This window comes from Chitiniphilus shinanonensis DSM 23277, assembly GCF_000374805.1.
Classification (GTDB): domain Bacteria; phylum Pseudomonadota; class Gammaproteobacteria; order Burkholderiales; family Chitinibacteraceae; genus Chitiniphilus; species Chitiniphilus shinanonensis.
In genome coordinates, this window is record NZ_KB895334.1 from 327,985 (window position 1) to 341,687 (window position 13,703).

Consider the following 13,703-nt stretch of genomic DNA (forward strand, 5'->3'; position numbering starts at 1 on the left):
GCTCCCACCCCTCAAACCCCTCCCCATGAAGGACCGGGTATCGATGGTGTTCATCCAGTACGGGCAGATCGACGTGCTGGATGGCGCCTTCGTGGTGATCGACCAGAGCGGGGTGCGCACGCATATCCCTGTCGGGTCGGTGGCTTGCATCATGCTGGAGCCGGGTACGCGGGTGTCGCATGCGGCGGTGCATCTGGCGTCCACCGTCGGCACCTTGCTGGTGTGGGTCGGCGAGGCCGGGGTGCGGCTGTATGCCAGCGGCCAGCCGGGCGGGGCGCGGGCGGATCGGCTGCTGTACCAGGCGCAACTGGCGCTGGATGACGCGCTGCGGCTGAAAGTGGTGCGCAGGATGTACGCGTTGCGCTTCCAGGAGCCGCCGCCGGAACGGCGCAGCGTGGAGCAACTGCGCGGCATCGAGGGCGCACGGGTGCGCGAGACCTACAAGCTGCTGGCGCAGCAGTACGGCGTGTCCTGGCGTGCGCGTAATTACGACCGCCAGCAATGGGATGCCGCCGACATCCCCAACCGCTGCCTGTCCGCGGCCACTGCCTGTCTTTACGGCATCACCGAAGCGGCGGTGCTCGCGGCCGGCTATGCCCCGGCGGTGGGTTTCATCCACACCGGCAAGCCGCTGTCGTTCGTCTACGATATCGCCGACCTGTTCAAGTTCGAGACCGTGGTGCCGTTGGCCTTCCGCATCGCCGCGCGCGGCCCGGCCCAGCCGGAGCGCGAAGTGCGCCTGGGCTGCCGCGACCTGTTCCGCAGCAGCAAGCTGTTGGGCCGCATCATTCCCACCATCGAGGACGTGCTTGCCGCTGGCGGCATCGCCCCGCCCGAAGCGCCGCCAGAGGCCGTGCCGCCCGCCATTCCCAACGCCGAGGGCATCGGCGATGCCGGCCACCGGAGCCCGGGTTGAGCTTCGTCGTCGTAGTCACCGAGAACGTCCCGCCGCGCCTGCGCGGGCGCATGGCGATCTGGCTGCTGGAGGTGCGCGCCGGGGTGTACATCGGCGACGTCTCCCGCCGCACCCGCGAAATGATCTGGGAACACCTGGCCGCCGGCTACGAAGAGGGCAACGTGGTGATGGCCTGGGCCAGCCGCCACGAATCCGGCTACGAATTCCAGACCCTGGGCGCCAGCCGCCGGCTGGCGGTGGAGTTCGATGGGTTGAACCTAGTGGCGTTCCAGCCGTTGCCTGTGGAGGAATAGTGTCTGGTGGATTGAAGGGGTGGAATATTTGTAAACTTTTTCAATGAGTTGTGATTGGTTTGTTCCCCACGTGCGTGGGGATGAACCGTCCTTGCTGGTCTCTTCGGCGTTGAGCTTGGCGTGTTCCCCACGTGCGTGGGGATGGACCGTCGCGGCGCAAGGGCACACCTTCCGGCAGACCGTGTTCCCCACGTGCGTGGGGATGAACCGCCACACAAACGGCAAAGGAACTAGCTCTCTCATCTGAACCGCCCGGCCAGTCGAGCGAGGTCACGCTCGCAGTCGGCCTGATTGCCTTCACCTCCCTGTCAATTCCCCATCGGAATTCCCGATGGTGCTATCGCGTTTTTCCGTTTCGCTTCTTCCGCCAAGCCAGCGATGCTGGATCACGGCAATCCAACCAACGGAACGGAAAACATGGCGAAGACGCAAGCGGGAAAATCAACGGTGCTGATCGTGGGCGGCAGTTCCGGGATGGGGCTGGCGCTGGCGCGGCGATGTCTGGATGCGGGTGCACGGGTCGTCATTGCGGGGCGCAACGCCGACAAGCTCGCCGCCGCGCAGGATCGACTGCAAAGGCCCACGCAGCTTCAGGCCATCGCGGTCGATATTTCATGGGAAGACCAGGTGGCCCGATTGTTTGAACAGGTAGGTCCGGTGGACCACGTCGTCAGCACGGCGGCCGATATTGCCGGTGCTTATCAACTGCTGCCGTCGCTGGATCTGCAAGCGGCGCAACGCGTGGTGGAAAGCAAGCTCTATGGCCCCCTGCTGCTGGCCAAGTACGGCGCGCCGAAATTGTCGGCAACCGGCTCGATCACCTTTATCTCCGGCATCGCCGCCTACCGACCGGCCGCCCGCGGCTCGGTGGTCGCCGCCGTCAATGCGGCGCTGGAGGGGCTGGTGCGCGCGCTGGCGGTCGAACTCGCGCCCATCCGTGTCAACGCGGTCTCGCCCGGCTGGGTCGATACGCCCATCTGGCGTTTCGTTGCGGGCGACAGGAAAGACGACACCTTGAGCGCGATGGCCGAGCGGTTGCCCGTTGGGCGTACCGGACAGCCCGACGACATCGCTCACGCGATCGGTTTTCTCATGGACAACACGTTCACGACAGGGACGATATTGCACGTGGAAGGCGGGCATCGCCTGATCTGAGCGGCATCGCCGCGGCCTCCGCCACGGCAACGAACTGCCGCAGCGCGGGGGGCTGGGTGCGGCGTCGACGCCAGATCGCAACCAGCGATGCGGTCCGGTTGGGAGCGGGCCAGGGTATTTCGACGAGCTTTCCGCTGTCGAGCATGTCGGCAATGGCAAGACGCGGCACCAGTGCCAGCCCCGCGCCTGCGGCAACCAGCCGGACGATCGTGGCCATGCTGTCCACTTCGGCCGCAAGCTGCGGGGCGACCAAGCCGGCTTCGGCAAAGGCCTGGTCGAACAGGTGCCGGTAGATGCAGCCCACTTCAGTCGCCACGAAACGCTGTGCCGCCAGTGCAGCCAGATCGTGCCCGGACAGCGGCCTGTCGGGCGCCGCGATCAGCACCAGCGGTTCCAATGACAGTGATCGTTTGAAGAAGAAGTTCATCCAGTGCCCCCCTTTCAAAGCAGCAGGCAATGTCGATCCCGCCGCTCGCCAGCAGCTGCATCAGCGTGCCCGACCCGGCGATCTTCATCTGCACGGAGACGTCCGGATGCGCCCCCTGGAAGGCCGCCAGCCATCCGGGCATCGTGGTGGAGGCGATCGTTTCCAGGGTGCCGATGGTCAGCCGCCTGGCCGGCTGGTCCGCCGCGGTCTGAACGGCGGCCCGCGCTTCATCCAGCAGCGCCAGGATCTCTTCGGCATATCGCTGCATCACAGCACCCGCCGCAGTCAATTCCAGGCTCGTTCTGGAGCGGGTGAACAGCCGGGTGCCAAGGTCGTTTTCCAGCAGTTGGAGCTGGTCGCTCACGCTGGACTGCGCAAGGTGGATCTCCGCGGCCGCGCGAGTGATGTTGCGGCAGCGGGCGACCGCGAGAAAGGTCTTCAGTAAACCGGGACGGATATTCATACGCCTCCACCAAAACGCGGGCCGGGCCGTGATCGGGCTGGCTTCAACCCAGTGGTTCCAGGCCGCAACGTTGCGCCCGGCGCTGGACCAACCGAAGCCTACACCCGCCCGAACACCAACGAAGTATTGATCCCCCCGAACGCGAAGTTGTTGCTCATCACGAACTCGCAATCGATGTCGCGGCCGTCGCCGGTCAGGTAGTCCAGCGGGGCGCAGCGGGGGTCGGGGCGGTGCAGGTTGAGGGTGGGGGCGAAGTGGCGCGCGCGTTGCATTTCGATGGTGAGCCATGCCTCCAGCGCGCCGCAGGCGCCCAGGGTGTGGCCGAGGTAGCTTTTCAGCGAGCTGATCGGCATGCCGCCGCCGAACACGGCGTGGGTGGCCTGGGTTTCGGCGATGTCGCCCTGCTCGGTGGCGGTGCCGTGGCCGTTCACATAGCCGATGGCGCCGGGGGGCAGGTTGGCGTCGCGCAGCGCCAGGCGCATCGCTTCGGCCATGGTGGCGGCCTGCGGCTGGGTCACGTGGGCGCCGTCGCTGTTGGTGCCGTAGCCCAGCACTTCGGCATGGATCTGCGCGCCGCGCGCGCGGGCGTGCTCGTAGTCTTCCAGGATCAGCGTGCCAGCGCCTTCGCCCACCACCAGCCCGTCGCGGTCGATGTCGTAGGGGCGGGGGGTGGTGTGCGGCGCGTCGTTGCGGGTGCTGGTGGCGAACAGGGTGTCGAACACCACCGCGTCCACCGCGCACAGTTCCTCGGCGCCGCCGGCGATCATCGCCACCGCGTGGCCGTGGCGGATCGCCTCGTAGGCGTAGCCGATGCCCTGGCTGCCGGAGGTACAGGCGCTGGAGGTGGTGTACACCCGGCCGGTCAGGCCGAAGAACACGCCGATGTTCACCGCGGTGGTGTGCGCCATCATCTTCAGGTAGCTGGTGGCGTTGATCGACGCGGTGGATTTGTCCAGCAGCATGCGGCCGAAATCGCCGATGGCCGACGGCGTGCCGGACGACGAGCCATAGGCTACGCCGACCGCACCGCGGGTCAGGATCGGGTCGTCCAGCAGGCCGGCGTCCAGCAGCGCCAGCTCGCTGGCGCGGCACGCCATCAACGCCACGCGGCCCATGCTGCGGGTGCGCTTGCGGTTGTAGTGCGCCGGCAGCTCGAACGGCGCGGCGGGCGCGCCCAGCTGGGTGTTCAGGCCGTCGTATTCGGCCCAGTCGCTCATGCGTACCACGCCGCTGTGGCCGGCGCGCAGGCGGGCGTCGATGGTCGGCCAGTCGCAGCCCAGCGGGCTGATGCCGGCCATGCCGGTGACGACGACACGGCGCGGCTTCATGCCAGCCCCCCGTTCACCGAGATCACCTGCCGGGTGATGTAGCCGGCGTCCTCGCGCATCAGGAAGGCCACGGCGGCGGCCACCTCGTCGGGCGTGCCCAGGCGGCGCGCGGGCACCTGCTTCAGCGCTTCGTCGCGCACTTCCTGCGGCAGCATTTCGGTATCGATCAGCCCCGGCGCCACGCAATTCACCGTGATCCGGCGCTTGGCCAGCTCCAGCGCCAGCGCCTTAGTGGCGCCGATGATGCCGGCTTTGGCGGCGCTGTAGTTCACCTGGCCGCGATTGCCGATCAGGCCGGACACCGACGCCACGGTGACGATGCGGCCCGGCTGGCGCCGCTGCACCATCGGCATCACCAGCGGGTGCAGCACGTTGTAGAAACCGTCCAGGTTGGTGCGCAGCACGCCGTCCCATTCCGCGTCGGTCATCGCCGGGAACGCGGCGTCGGCGGCGATGCCGGCGTTGCAGACCACGCCGTAGCAGGCCCCGTGCGCGGCCACGTCCGCTTCCAGCGCGGCGCGACAGGCGGCGCGGTCCGCCACGTCGAATTGCAGCACGCGCACCTGTCGGCCCAGCCGGGCGATCTGCTGCGCCAGCTGCTCGATATCGTCGCGCCGCTGACGGCAATGCAGCGCCAGGTCGAAGCCGTCGCGGGCCAGCCGCAGGGCGATGGCATGGCCGATGCCGCGATTGGCGCCGGTGACGAGGATGGTTTGGCTCATGGACGATCCGGGGCGGCCACGCTCGGGTGGTCGCTGTTTCTTACTGAATTCGTTGGTTTACGGGCCGCGACCGATGGCGGCGGCACGGTGCGCAGTGTAGCGCCAAGGCGCCGTTTCCGGCGTGATCCGGACACGAATGGCGGCTGGTGCCTGGTGGTGCACGGCTTGCTGGGCGCGCTCCACCCGGATGGGCGCCGCGCCGGCCGAAAGAGGGTCGCGACGCTCGACCGTGCTCGTGCCGCGCCGGCTTGGAGCGCGACAAGTGGGCAGTACAAGGTGCACGGCAAGTGAGGCTCGGCGCCGCCGCGGGACGCGGCCAGAAGGGCGTTGTTGGCCGCTCTTACGCCTCGGGATGCAGAAAGCGCGTCACGTCGTCGGGCTGAAACACTGACAGCAGGCAGGCGGCCAGCGGCGTGCCGTCGGGCCGGGCGATGCGGCAGCGCATCGCCGCCATGCCGTTGTCGGCCTGGAACTCGCGCTCGGCGAACACCCGCAGCACCTCGCCGCGGTGGAACCACGGCGTGTCGGCGCGATAGTCGCGGGTGCCGACCAGGAACCCCACCCGCACCGGCTGCCCGGCGCGCAACGCGTCGGCGCCCACCAGCGCGGCGGCGCTCTGCGCCATGTATTCGATGCCTACCCAGGCGCCCACCCGGCCGTGTTCGCAGAACGGCGAGGCGTCGCGGATGACCAGCTCGGTCTCGATGGCGTCGGGCCTTAGCGCCACCACCCGGTCGAGCAGGATCATCGGCGCGGCGTGGGGCAGCAGGTCGGCAATCGGCGGCAGGAATTCGGGCTTACAGGACATGAGCGGCGGGGAGGGCCAGGGCGAGGTGCAGGCGAGGGATTTTCCCACGAATGCGCCGCACCGCGGTGGTGCGGCGTGGCGGGTGGCGCTGCCGCAATCGCTGGACCAAGGTGTGCGCCATTGCATGCGCCAATTCCGGTTGGCGCCGAATTACGGCTGTGGCGTTTTCCTGCCCACGTCAAATCGATGACATCGCTTGCCGGTCCGAATAAGTAATCGATCGGAATAAAGATGAATCGCGCCGCACGGCTATCGCATCGCGAATCCGAAACGGCTGCTTTGTCGTGTCGGCGGGAATGTCGTCCCTATCGGCGGATTAATCGAGTGGGGCGCATGCATCTTTTGATGACAGCATTGTGAAATAACTCGTTCGCTCGGCATCGGCAAATAAGGCGATATCGCCATTCGTCGAAAAAATGGAAATCGGCATGCCGCCGGTGACCACGGCGCATTATTCCGTTCTCCCCTCCCGCATTCGATCAATGGGCATGGCCGCGCATGCAAATGCCGCACCCGGCTATCGGGCACCTCGATTTGAGCGGATTGCCGGGCGCTTTAATATGTGGCGCAAACCGCATGCAATCTTTCCACTCTTTCCGGCATTGCCGCATCCGCTTTCCCGCACTCGCGGAATTCGATGGGGGAACGTGTTTCGATCCGATTGCCCGAACCCCATCCGGCCATCCGTCGCCGATCATGCCGCGATCGGGGGCCGGCGCTCGATGCAAACACCCGCCTGGCGCGGCCCGGGAGCCGCGCCGTACCGTGCTTACACCTTGGTGCCGACGATGATGCTGTTCTCGATGGCCGGCAGGTAGCCGGTGTAGTCGTCCGGCGACGCCAGGCGGATGACCAGATGTGCATCCACGGGCAGCGATTTCAACTGGTCCGGCGTATTGACGGTAAAGCCGACGGTCAATTGCATGGTGAAGTTGGGCTGGTTGACCATGGCCTCCGCCACGGCGAAGGCCGTATCCGGGATTGCCTCGTCCAGCGTTCTGACGAATACGCTGTTTCTGACCGGATGGCCGAATGTGCCGAAATTGATATTGACGACCAGGGTATCGACCGCGACGGCATCGGGCCCCTCGTTCGTGATGCTGATTTCGTAGGGAAAGCCAACGTTATTGGTCAGAGCGATGCCGTAAGGAGAAACCTGGACAAAGGTGGCGCTGAAAGTGCTCATGGGAAATCCTCATCGGAATGGATTTGGATGGCGCCGCCTTGTAGGCGGCGCCATGATCGGCAATGGGCAGGTTTTGCCTGGATTGCCGCCCCGTCATGCTGGATTGGCGTGATGGAGATTCCAAAGAATAATTGCGATTCAATTGCATTCAAGGGCAATTTAGGAGAAATTTTTGCGCCACAGCATGAATTCGCCGCATGCCGCGATATCGCGTGCCTGGACGGGTCATTGCCATGCGGACGAGGTAGGACGAAGGCCCGGCGCATGGCTGCCTTGTCCCCCGCGGCACTCGGCACGCCTTGCTCGGCATCCTGGCCTTCGCTCTTCGCATCCGCGTTCGAAGGTCGATTCGCCCGGGCGTTGTGGGCAGTCCGGCGCGCGGCTCAGCGCTGCAACGCCAGCACGATATTGTTGCCGCCGAAGGCGAACGACTGGCTCAACGCCACGCGCGATGGCGTCGCCAGGCGTTGGCCGGGGGCGACCAGCGCCAGCGGCGGCAGCGTTGGGTCGATCCGTTCGGTGCCGTACTGCGGCGGCAGGCGGCCGTCGCCGGTCAGCGTCAGCCAGGCGATGCCGGCCTCGATGGCACCGGCGGCCCCCAGCGCGTGGCCGGTCAGCGGCTTGGTCGAGCTGCACGGCACGCCGGGCAGCAACTCGGCGGTGACGGCGGCTTCCATCGCGTCGTTGAGCGGCGTGGCGGTGCCGTGCAGGTTGAGGTAGCCGACGTCGGCGGCGGCCAGCCCGGCGCGTTGCAACGCCTGGCGCAACGCGCGGCGCGCGCCGTCGCCGGCCGGATCGGGGGCCGAGATATGGTGCGCGTCCGAGCTTTCGCCCCAGCCGGCCAGCCGCACCGCGCCAGGGCCGCGCCGCATCAGGAACAGCGCGGCGCCCTCGCCGATGTTGATGCCGGCGCGGTCGGCGTCGAACGGGCGGCAGGGATCGGGCGACAGCGCCTCCAGCGCGCCGAAACCCGCCACCGTGAAGCGGCACAGGCTGTCGGCGCCGCCGGCCAGCACCAGGTCGGCCAGCCCGGCGTCCAGCAGCCGCGCCCCGGCCGCCAGCGCCTTGGCGCCCGAGGTGCAGGCGGTGGAGATCGCATACGCCGGCCCGGCGATGCCCAGCGCGGCGGCGAGGAATTCGGCGGGCGAACCCAGTTCCTGCTGCGCGTAATGGAAGCTGTCCGGCAGCGCGCCGTGGGCGGCGTGGTGCGCCACCGCCGCCTCGCCCTCGGCGATGCCGGCGGTGCTGGTGCCGATTACCACCGCGATGCGCGTCGGATCGACCGCCGCGCGCAACGCGTCGAACTCGGCGCGGATCTGCGCGAACGCGGCCCACAGCAGCGCGTTGTTGCGGCTGCGCCAGCGCGGCGCGTGTTCGGACAGGTCGGGCAGCGGCGCCGTCACCTGCCCCAGATGCAGCGAGCGCCCCGGGCTGTAGCGCTCGGTGGCGCCCATGCCCGGCGCGCGGCCGGCGAACAGGTTGGCGCGGATGGTGTCCAGGTCCGCGCCCAGCGCGCAGACCATGCCCAGCGCGTGCAAGGTGCTCATGGCGCCTCCGTCGAATCGATGGTCAGCCGGTAGCCGTGCGCCGACACCAGTTCGCTGCGGCCCTGCCACGGCGCGCCGTCGCCGTAGGTGATGGTCTGCATCGTGCGGCCATGCGCATCGCGCACCGTGCGCACCCCGCCGGCCTCGTCGGTCTGCCAGCCGGCGGGCAGCGCCGCGCGCAACGCCGGCAACGGCGCATGCACCGCCAGCAGGTCGTTGACGATCAGCGCCGGCGGCAGCCCGGCCGGCAGACCCAGGCCCGGCCCCTCGACCACCCGCGCGCCGTCGTAGTCCAGCGTGAACAGCCGCACCGCCAGCGCATCGCCGATCAGCCGCACCGCCGTGGCGTCGCTTTGCAGCACCACCTCCAGCGCCTGCACCTGCCCGGCCCGCTCGATCACCAGCCGCTGCTGCGCCAGATGCTCGCCCAGCGCGGCGGGCGGCATCCGCCACAACGCGGGCGCGAAGGCGGCGCAGGCTGTCAGGAGGAGGGCGGCCAGCAGCACGACTACCCCGCCGAGGGTGCCGGCACGAATAGAAAAGAGGCCGGTGGCAGGATGACGGGTCACGGTGAGCCTTTGAATGTTGGTGGATTCCGAGCGGGCGGGATTGAACCCCACACCTTGAACCACAGAGAACACGGAGAACACAGAGCGGTCACGGAGAAAGGCATGACCGGCATCTTATGAAGCGGAAGGCTTCCTCTGTGTAACTTCGTGCGCTCACTGTCCTCTGTGGTTCAAGGTGTGGGGGTTCCAACTCAAGGTGCGGAGGACTCCGGCCGGAACAGCGGTGCGATCAGCCATGCCAGCAGCACGCCGGACAGGGTCGCCAGGCCGAAGGCGTGCAGGGCCGGGGTGGCGCTGAAGGCCAGCAGGCCGAACGACAGGATGGTGCTGATCGCCGACAGCGTGGTCGCCACCTGCATGCGGCGGTCGCCCGGATGCTCGGCGTGGAAGATGCCGTAGTCCACGCCGACGCCCAGCACCAGCAGCAGCGCCAGCAGGCCGAGCAACTGCAACGGCGTGCCCAGCCAGCCCAGCAGCCCCAGCGTCAGCAGCGTCGCCAGCGCCGGCGGCAGCAGCATGCGCCAGGTGTCGCGGCGGTAGCGCCATACCAGCGCCAGCGCGCACGCGGCGTAGGACGCCGCCAGCACCCAGGTCAGCAGCACGCGGTAGCGCGCCATCAGGTCCGACACCTGCGCCGGCTTGTCCACCCAGTCCACGCCGGGGCCGGCCAGCGCCGCGACGCGTTGCAACGGCGCGCCGCCGCCCAGGCCCTTGAGCAGCACGGTGGTGGCGTAGCGGCCGTCGGCGCCGCGCCCCAGCCACAGGTGCGCCAGCGCCTGCCCGGCCGGCTGCTTCAGCCACTGGCCGATGCTCAGCGGCGGCGCGAGCGGCGGGCGCGGATCGATGCCGAATGCCTCGCGCAGCGCCGGTGCCGCCTCGGCCAGCCGCCGCGCCTGCAATGCCTGATCGGCGCGCTGCTGCGCCGGCGACGGCAGCCATTGCGTCAGCGCGTCGTAGCCGGCGAGGTCACCGGCGCGCACCCGCTGGTCCAGGCGCGCCGCCAGCGCGGCGGTGCGTTCCAGCGTTTCGCCGGGGGTGTCGCCGCTGACCACGAACATCTGCGCCGGGCTGGGCAGGCCGAGCAGGCGCGCCGCCGTCTGGTGCTCACGGCCCAGTTGCGGGTCGGGCGTGACCAGTGCGCGCACGTCGTCGTTCACCCGCAGTTGCGCCAGCCCGGCCAGCGTCGCCAGCGCCAGCAGCGCGGCGAGCAGCCAGTGGCGACGGTCGTTGCGCCAGTGCGGCCAGCGCAGGCGGGCGATCCAGCGCGCGCCGGGAGTGGCGCGCAGGGTGCGCGGTGCCAGCAGCGGAAACCAGAAGATCACCGTCAGCCAGGCGGCGACAATGCCGCCGCCGGCGAACACCGCCATCTGCGCCAGCCCGGGGAACGGCGTCAGCATCAGGCCGAAATACGCCGCCACCGTGGTGATCATGGCCAGGAACATGCCCATCGCCAGCCGCCGGTAGCGCTCCGCCACCGGCGTGGTGTCGTCGATGCTGGCGGCCAGCGCGTGCAGGCCGTAGTCCACCGCCACCCCGACCAGGCTGGCGCCGAACACCAGCGTCAGCGCGTGCACCCGGGGGTAGATCGCCCAGGTGAGCGCGGTGGCGTACAGCGTGGCCACGCCCAGCGTCAGCAGCATCAACCCCAGCGGCCGTACTCCGCCGAACACCAGCAACACCATGGCTAGCGCGCCCAGCGTCGAGCCCAGGCCGATGGTGGAAATCTCGCGCTGCGCCTGCTGCGCCGCCGCCGCCGCGTGCAGCACCACCCCGGCGCGCAGGATGTGCAGCGCCGGATCGGCGGCCCGCAGGCGCGTTACCGCCGCCGCCAGCCCGTCGGCGACGCGGCGCTGCGCCGACAGCGAGAACGCCGAGTCGTCCAGCGTGTAGTTCAGCAGCGCGTAGTGCAGCGCGCCGTCGTCCACGCCCAGTTGCGCGCCATGCGGCCGCACCGGCGTGGTCGCGGCCAGGCTCGACAGCCAGCGCCCGAACAACCCGAGCGGATCGTCGCGCCATGCCAGCCCGGAATGCGACAGCGGGGCATAGGCTTCGGCCTGCGCGCGCGCCAGCACGGCGGCGCTGTCGGCCTGGGCCAGCCACGCGCGGTCGGCCGTCGACAACAGCCCGGCGCGGTATGGCAGGTAACCGTCGCGCAACGCCGCCAGCCCCGCGCCCGGCGGCTCGGTGTGCAGCGGCAGCGCCGCCAGTGCCTGCGCCAGCCGCGTCGCGGCCTGATCGGCGCGCGCCGGATCGCGGTGGCCCACCAGCACCACCAGCCGTCGCTCGCCGTGCTTGGCCAACGCCGCCAGCGCCGCCTCGGCCCGCGCGTCGCGCTCGCTGTGCGGCAACAGCGCGAACAGGTCCACGTCGATGCGCGAACGCCAGTCGTGCCGCTCCACCCACGCCCAGCCGGCGATGGCCAGCGTGAGCAATAGCCACAACAGCGCTCGCGCTGCTGTGGCTATTGGGAAGGGGGAAGAGGGAAGGGGGAAGGGTAAAAGCCAACCCAAGGCAGCGCGCGCTTTTGACTTTACCCTTCCCCCTTCTCCCTTCCCTCTTCCCAGCTTACTCATCCCGCCACTCCGCTTCGTCCACCTTGTCGCCGACGGTGACGCCGCTGAATTCGATGCGGGTGCTGTCGCCGCCAGCGCTGTCGAGGGCGATGTGCTGCACGGTGGCGGCGCCGTCCAGCGTCAGCCCGGCCACCAGCTTGCCCAGCGCCGCGTCGCGTGGCTTGAGCTTCACCTGCCAGCGCGGGCCGTTGACGCTGGCGTCGACCTCGAAATGGCGCGCCAGCGCGTCGAAATCGCCGGCGAACAGCGCGAACAGCACGCCGCCGATGGTGCCGACCACCGGCTCGCGGCGCGCGTCGAGCCGCAGCGTTTCCTGGCCGCCGCTGCGCTGCACGATCTGGTCGCGGGTGATGCGCAGGCTCTGGGCGAACGGCTGCTCGGTGCGCCACAGCACGCCGCGCTCGCGATCGACCAGGAAGCGGCCGCTGGCGCGCAGCGGTTTCTTCACCCCGACCAACTGGCGCAACTGGGTGAACTCGCCGCGCACCACGCGCGCGCGGTCCAGTCGTTGTTCGACCTGCGACAGCGGCACCCCGGCCAGGGTGGAGGCGCTGGCGAGCAGCATCAGGACGGCGATCAGTCGGCGCATGGCAAACCCAGTTTGTGGAAGAGGATGGCGGGCGAGACATAACACATCTCGCCGCTGGCGCGCTCCACCGCGACCTGCACGGTATGCCCGCGCGTCAGCCGCGCGCCGCTGTCGGCGTCGCGGATTTCGTAGCGCACCTTGAGCCGGTTGCGCCATTCGACCAGGGTGGCGCTGACGCGGATGCGTTGCTGGTAGCGCAGCGGCCGGCTGTAGCGCACGTTGAGTTCGATCACCGGCCAGACGTAGCCGGACTGGCGCATCTGGGGGATGTCGAAGTCGATGCTCTGGAGCAGGGCGGTGCGGGCGAGTTCGAAGTAGCGGGCGTAGTGGCCGTGCCAGACGATGTCCATCGGGTCGAGGTCGTGGAAGGGGATGGTGAGGTCGATGGTGGTGGTTGGGATCATCGGTGTTCCTGGGGCCTGGTTGGCGACTGCTGTTTCGACTGCGACTTCGATGGTGACTTCGACTGCAACTGCAACTGCAACTGCTTTGAACCCCTGTTAGCGCCTGCGGCGCGGTTGTTTGACGCCCTCTACCGCCGGGCGGGCCGGTTCATTTCTTTTGCACGGCCAAAAGAAACGAACCAAAGAAAAGGCCGCCCCGCATACGCGCCCCTGCGGGGTTCCCTCGCGCCGGACAATCGGGTCGGCGGCTGCGAAACTCGGTCGCTGCGCGCCCTCAGACAGTCCTCGCCGAATTCCCGCCCCGCTTGTCCTCTGCTCGGCGCTGCTGAGGGGCCCCGGGCAGACCATCCTCACCCCCGGCCCCTCCCCTTGAAGGCGAGGGGTGACGTGTGCGACGGCCAGCAGGCGAGCGCGCGCCTTTTGCTGCCCCAAAAGTACAAGCCGGCGTTTGTTTTTTCCCACTTCCCGTCGCACCCAACGGGGGTTCCTCCCGTTACGTGGCGCCGAGGAGTGGAGCGAGACCTTAGGCTCGCGACCGACGCAGGGAACCCCGGAGGGGCGCAGACGCGGGGCTCCTTTTCTTTGGTTCGTTTCTTTTGGAGAAGCAAAAGAAATGAACCGGCCCGCCCGGTCGCGAAGGGCATCAAACAACCCGCGCCGCAGGCGCTAGGCGGTTAAAAGCCTTTGCAGTTGCAGTTGCAACGCTCGTGACCACAACCACCC

General features: G+C 68.7%; 14 protein-coding genes. 3 read left to right on the plus strand and 11 right to left on the minus strand.

What is annotated here, in order from left to right; translation table 11 throughout:
- Nucleotides 1-25 precede the first annotated feature (25 nt).
- The 3 genes from cas1e to C556_RS0101535 all read left to right on the plus strand — a co-directional run bounded on the left by cas1e (nucleotide 26) and on the right by C556_RS0101535 (nucleotide 2,364).
- Nucleotides 26-916 (plus strand): type I-E CRISPR-associated endonuclease Cas1e, encoded by an 891-nt coding sequence (cas1e, locus tag C556_RS0101525; protein ID WP_018746459.1) that lies wholly within the window; start codon nucleotides 26-28, stop codon nucleotides 914-916.
- Nucleotides 913-1,209, plus strand: a complete 297-nt coding sequence (gene cas2e, locus C556_RS0101530; protein ID WP_018746460.1) for a type I-E CRISPR-associated endoribonuclease Cas2e — start codon at nucleotides 913-915, stop codon at nucleotides 1,207-1,209. The genes cas1e and cas2e overlap by 4 nt, the downstream gene beginning before the upstream one ends.
- Before the next feature lie 417 nt (nucleotides 1,210-1,626).
- Nucleotides 1,627-2,364: an SDR family oxidoreductase gene (locus C556_RS0101535; protein WP_018746461.1), complete on the plus strand. Its 738-nt coding sequence runs from the start codon at nucleotides 1,627-1,629 to the stop codon at nucleotides 2,362-2,364.
- Here the strand turns inward: C556_RS0101535 and C556_RS24015 are convergent.
- From C556_RS24015 to C556_RS0101585, 11 genes are all read right to left on the minus strand, one after another.
- Complete coding sequence (locus C556_RS24015) at nucleotides 2,315-2,761, minus strand: LysR family transcriptional regulator substrate-binding protein (RefSeq protein ID WP_211214644.1); 447 nt, start codon at nucleotides 2,759-2,761, stop codon at nucleotides 2,315-2,317. The two genes, C556_RS0101535 and C556_RS24015, sit on opposite strands and share 50 nt — an antisense overlap.
- Nucleotides 2,670-3,254 carry a LysR family transcriptional regulator gene (locus C556_RS24020; protein ID WP_211214645.1) on the minus strand — a complete coding sequence of 195 codons (585 nt, stop codon included), beginning with the start codon at nucleotides 3,252-3,254 and terminating at the stop codon, nucleotides 2,670-2,672. The genes C556_RS24015 and C556_RS24020 overlap by 92 nt, the downstream gene beginning before the upstream one ends.
- A gap of 98 nt (nucleotides 3,255-3,352) precedes the next feature.
- Entirely contained in the window at nucleotides 3,353-4,582 is a 1,230-nt protein-coding gene (locus tag C556_RS0101545) for a beta-ketoacyl-ACP synthase (protein ID WP_018746462.1), read from the minus strand.
- Nucleotides 4,579-5,304, minus strand: coding sequence for a 3-oxoacyl-ACP reductase FabG (gene fabG / locus C556_RS0101550; RefSeq protein WP_018746463.1), 726 nt, complete (start codon nucleotides 5,302-5,304; stop codon nucleotides 4,579-4,581). Before fabG ends, C556_RS0101545 begins: the two co-directional genes overlap by 4 nt.
- A gap of 340 nt (nucleotides 5,305-5,644) precedes the next feature.
- A complete protein-coding gene (locus tag C556_RS0101555) occupies nucleotides 5,645-6,112 on the minus strand; it encodes a hotdog family protein (protein ID WP_018746464.1) in 468 nt (155 codons plus the stop codon).
- Between the two features lie 769 nt (nucleotides 6,113-6,881).
- Nucleotides 6,882-7,298 carry a hypothetical protein gene (locus C556_RS0101560; RefSeq protein ID WP_018746465.1) on the minus strand — a complete coding sequence of 139 codons (417 nt, stop codon included), beginning with the start codon at nucleotides 7,296-7,298 and terminating at the stop codon, nucleotides 6,882-6,884.
- A 383-nt stretch (nucleotides 7,299-7,681) separates the two neighbouring features.
- Nucleotides 7,682-8,845 (minus strand): beta-ketoacyl-ACP synthase, encoded by a 1,164-nt coding sequence (locus C556_RS0101565; RefSeq protein WP_018746466.1) that lies wholly within the window; start codon nucleotides 8,843-8,845, stop codon nucleotides 7,682-7,684.
- A complete protein-coding gene (locus C556_RS18885) occupies nucleotides 8,842-9,414 on the minus strand; it encodes a DUF3261 domain-containing protein (protein WP_157235697.1) in 573 nt (190 codons plus the stop codon). Before C556_RS18885 ends, C556_RS0101565 begins: the two co-directional genes overlap by 4 nt.
- Nucleotides 9,415-9,605: 191 nt before the next feature.
- Nucleotides 9,606-11,855: an MMPL family transporter gene (locus C556_RS0101575; protein WP_169338581.1), complete on the minus strand. Its 2,250-nt coding sequence runs from the start codon at nucleotides 11,853-11,855 to the stop codon at nucleotides 9,606-9,608.
- Nucleotides 11,856-11,979: 124 nt separating this feature from the next.
- A complete protein-coding gene (locus C556_RS0101580) occupies nucleotides 11,980-12,576 on the minus strand; it encodes a LolA family protein (protein WP_018746469.1) in 597 nt (198 codons plus the stop codon).
- Nucleotides 12,564-12,980 (minus strand): acyl-CoA thioesterase, encoded by a 417-nt coding sequence (locus C556_RS0101585; RefSeq protein ID WP_018746470.1) that lies wholly within the window; start codon nucleotides 12,978-12,980, stop codon nucleotides 12,564-12,566. The genes C556_RS0101580 and C556_RS0101585 overlap by 13 nt, the downstream gene beginning before the upstream one ends.
- Between the last annotated feature and the right edge of the window lie 723 nt (nucleotides 12,981-13,703).

Coding starts and splice junctions, on each gene's coding strand:
- C556_RS0101580 (WP_018746469.1), bottom strand. CDS start 12,576: ATGCGCCGACTGATCGCCGTCCTGATGCTGCTCGCCAGCGCCTCCACC.
- C556_RS0101565 (WP_018746466.1), bottom strand. CDS start 8,845: ATGAGCACCTTGCACGCGCTGGGCATGGTCTGCGCGCTGGGCGCGGAC.
- cas1e (WP_018746459.1), top strand. CDS start 26: ATGAAGGACCGGGTATCGATGGTGTTCATCCAGTACGGGCAGATCGAC.
- C556_RS0101585 (WP_018746470.1), bottom strand. CDS start 12,980: ATGATCCCAACCACCACCATCGACCTCACCATCCCCTTCCACGACCTC.
- C556_RS0101560 (WP_018746465.1), bottom strand. CDS start 7,298: ATGAGCACTTTCAGCGCCACCTTTGTCCAGGTTTCTCCTTACGGCATC.
- C556_RS0101555 (WP_018746464.1), bottom strand. CDS start 6,112: ATGTCCTGTAAGCCCGAATTCCTGCCGCCGATTGCCGACCTGCTGCCC.
- C556_RS0101535 (WP_018746461.1), top strand. CDS start 1,627: ATGGCGAAGACGCAAGCGGGAAAATCAACGGTGCTGATCGTGGGCGGC.
- C556_RS0101545 (WP_018746462.1), bottom strand. CDS start 4,582: ATGAAGCCGCGCCGTGTCGTCGTCACCGGCATGGCCGGCATCAGCCCG.
- fabG (WP_018746463.1), bottom strand. CDS start 5,304: ATGAGCCAAACCATCCTCGTCACCGGCGCCAATCGCGGCATCGGCCAT.
- C556_RS24020 (WP_211214645.1), bottom strand. CDS start 3,254: ATGAATATCCGTCCCGGTTTACTGAAGACCTTTCTCGCGGTCGCCCGC.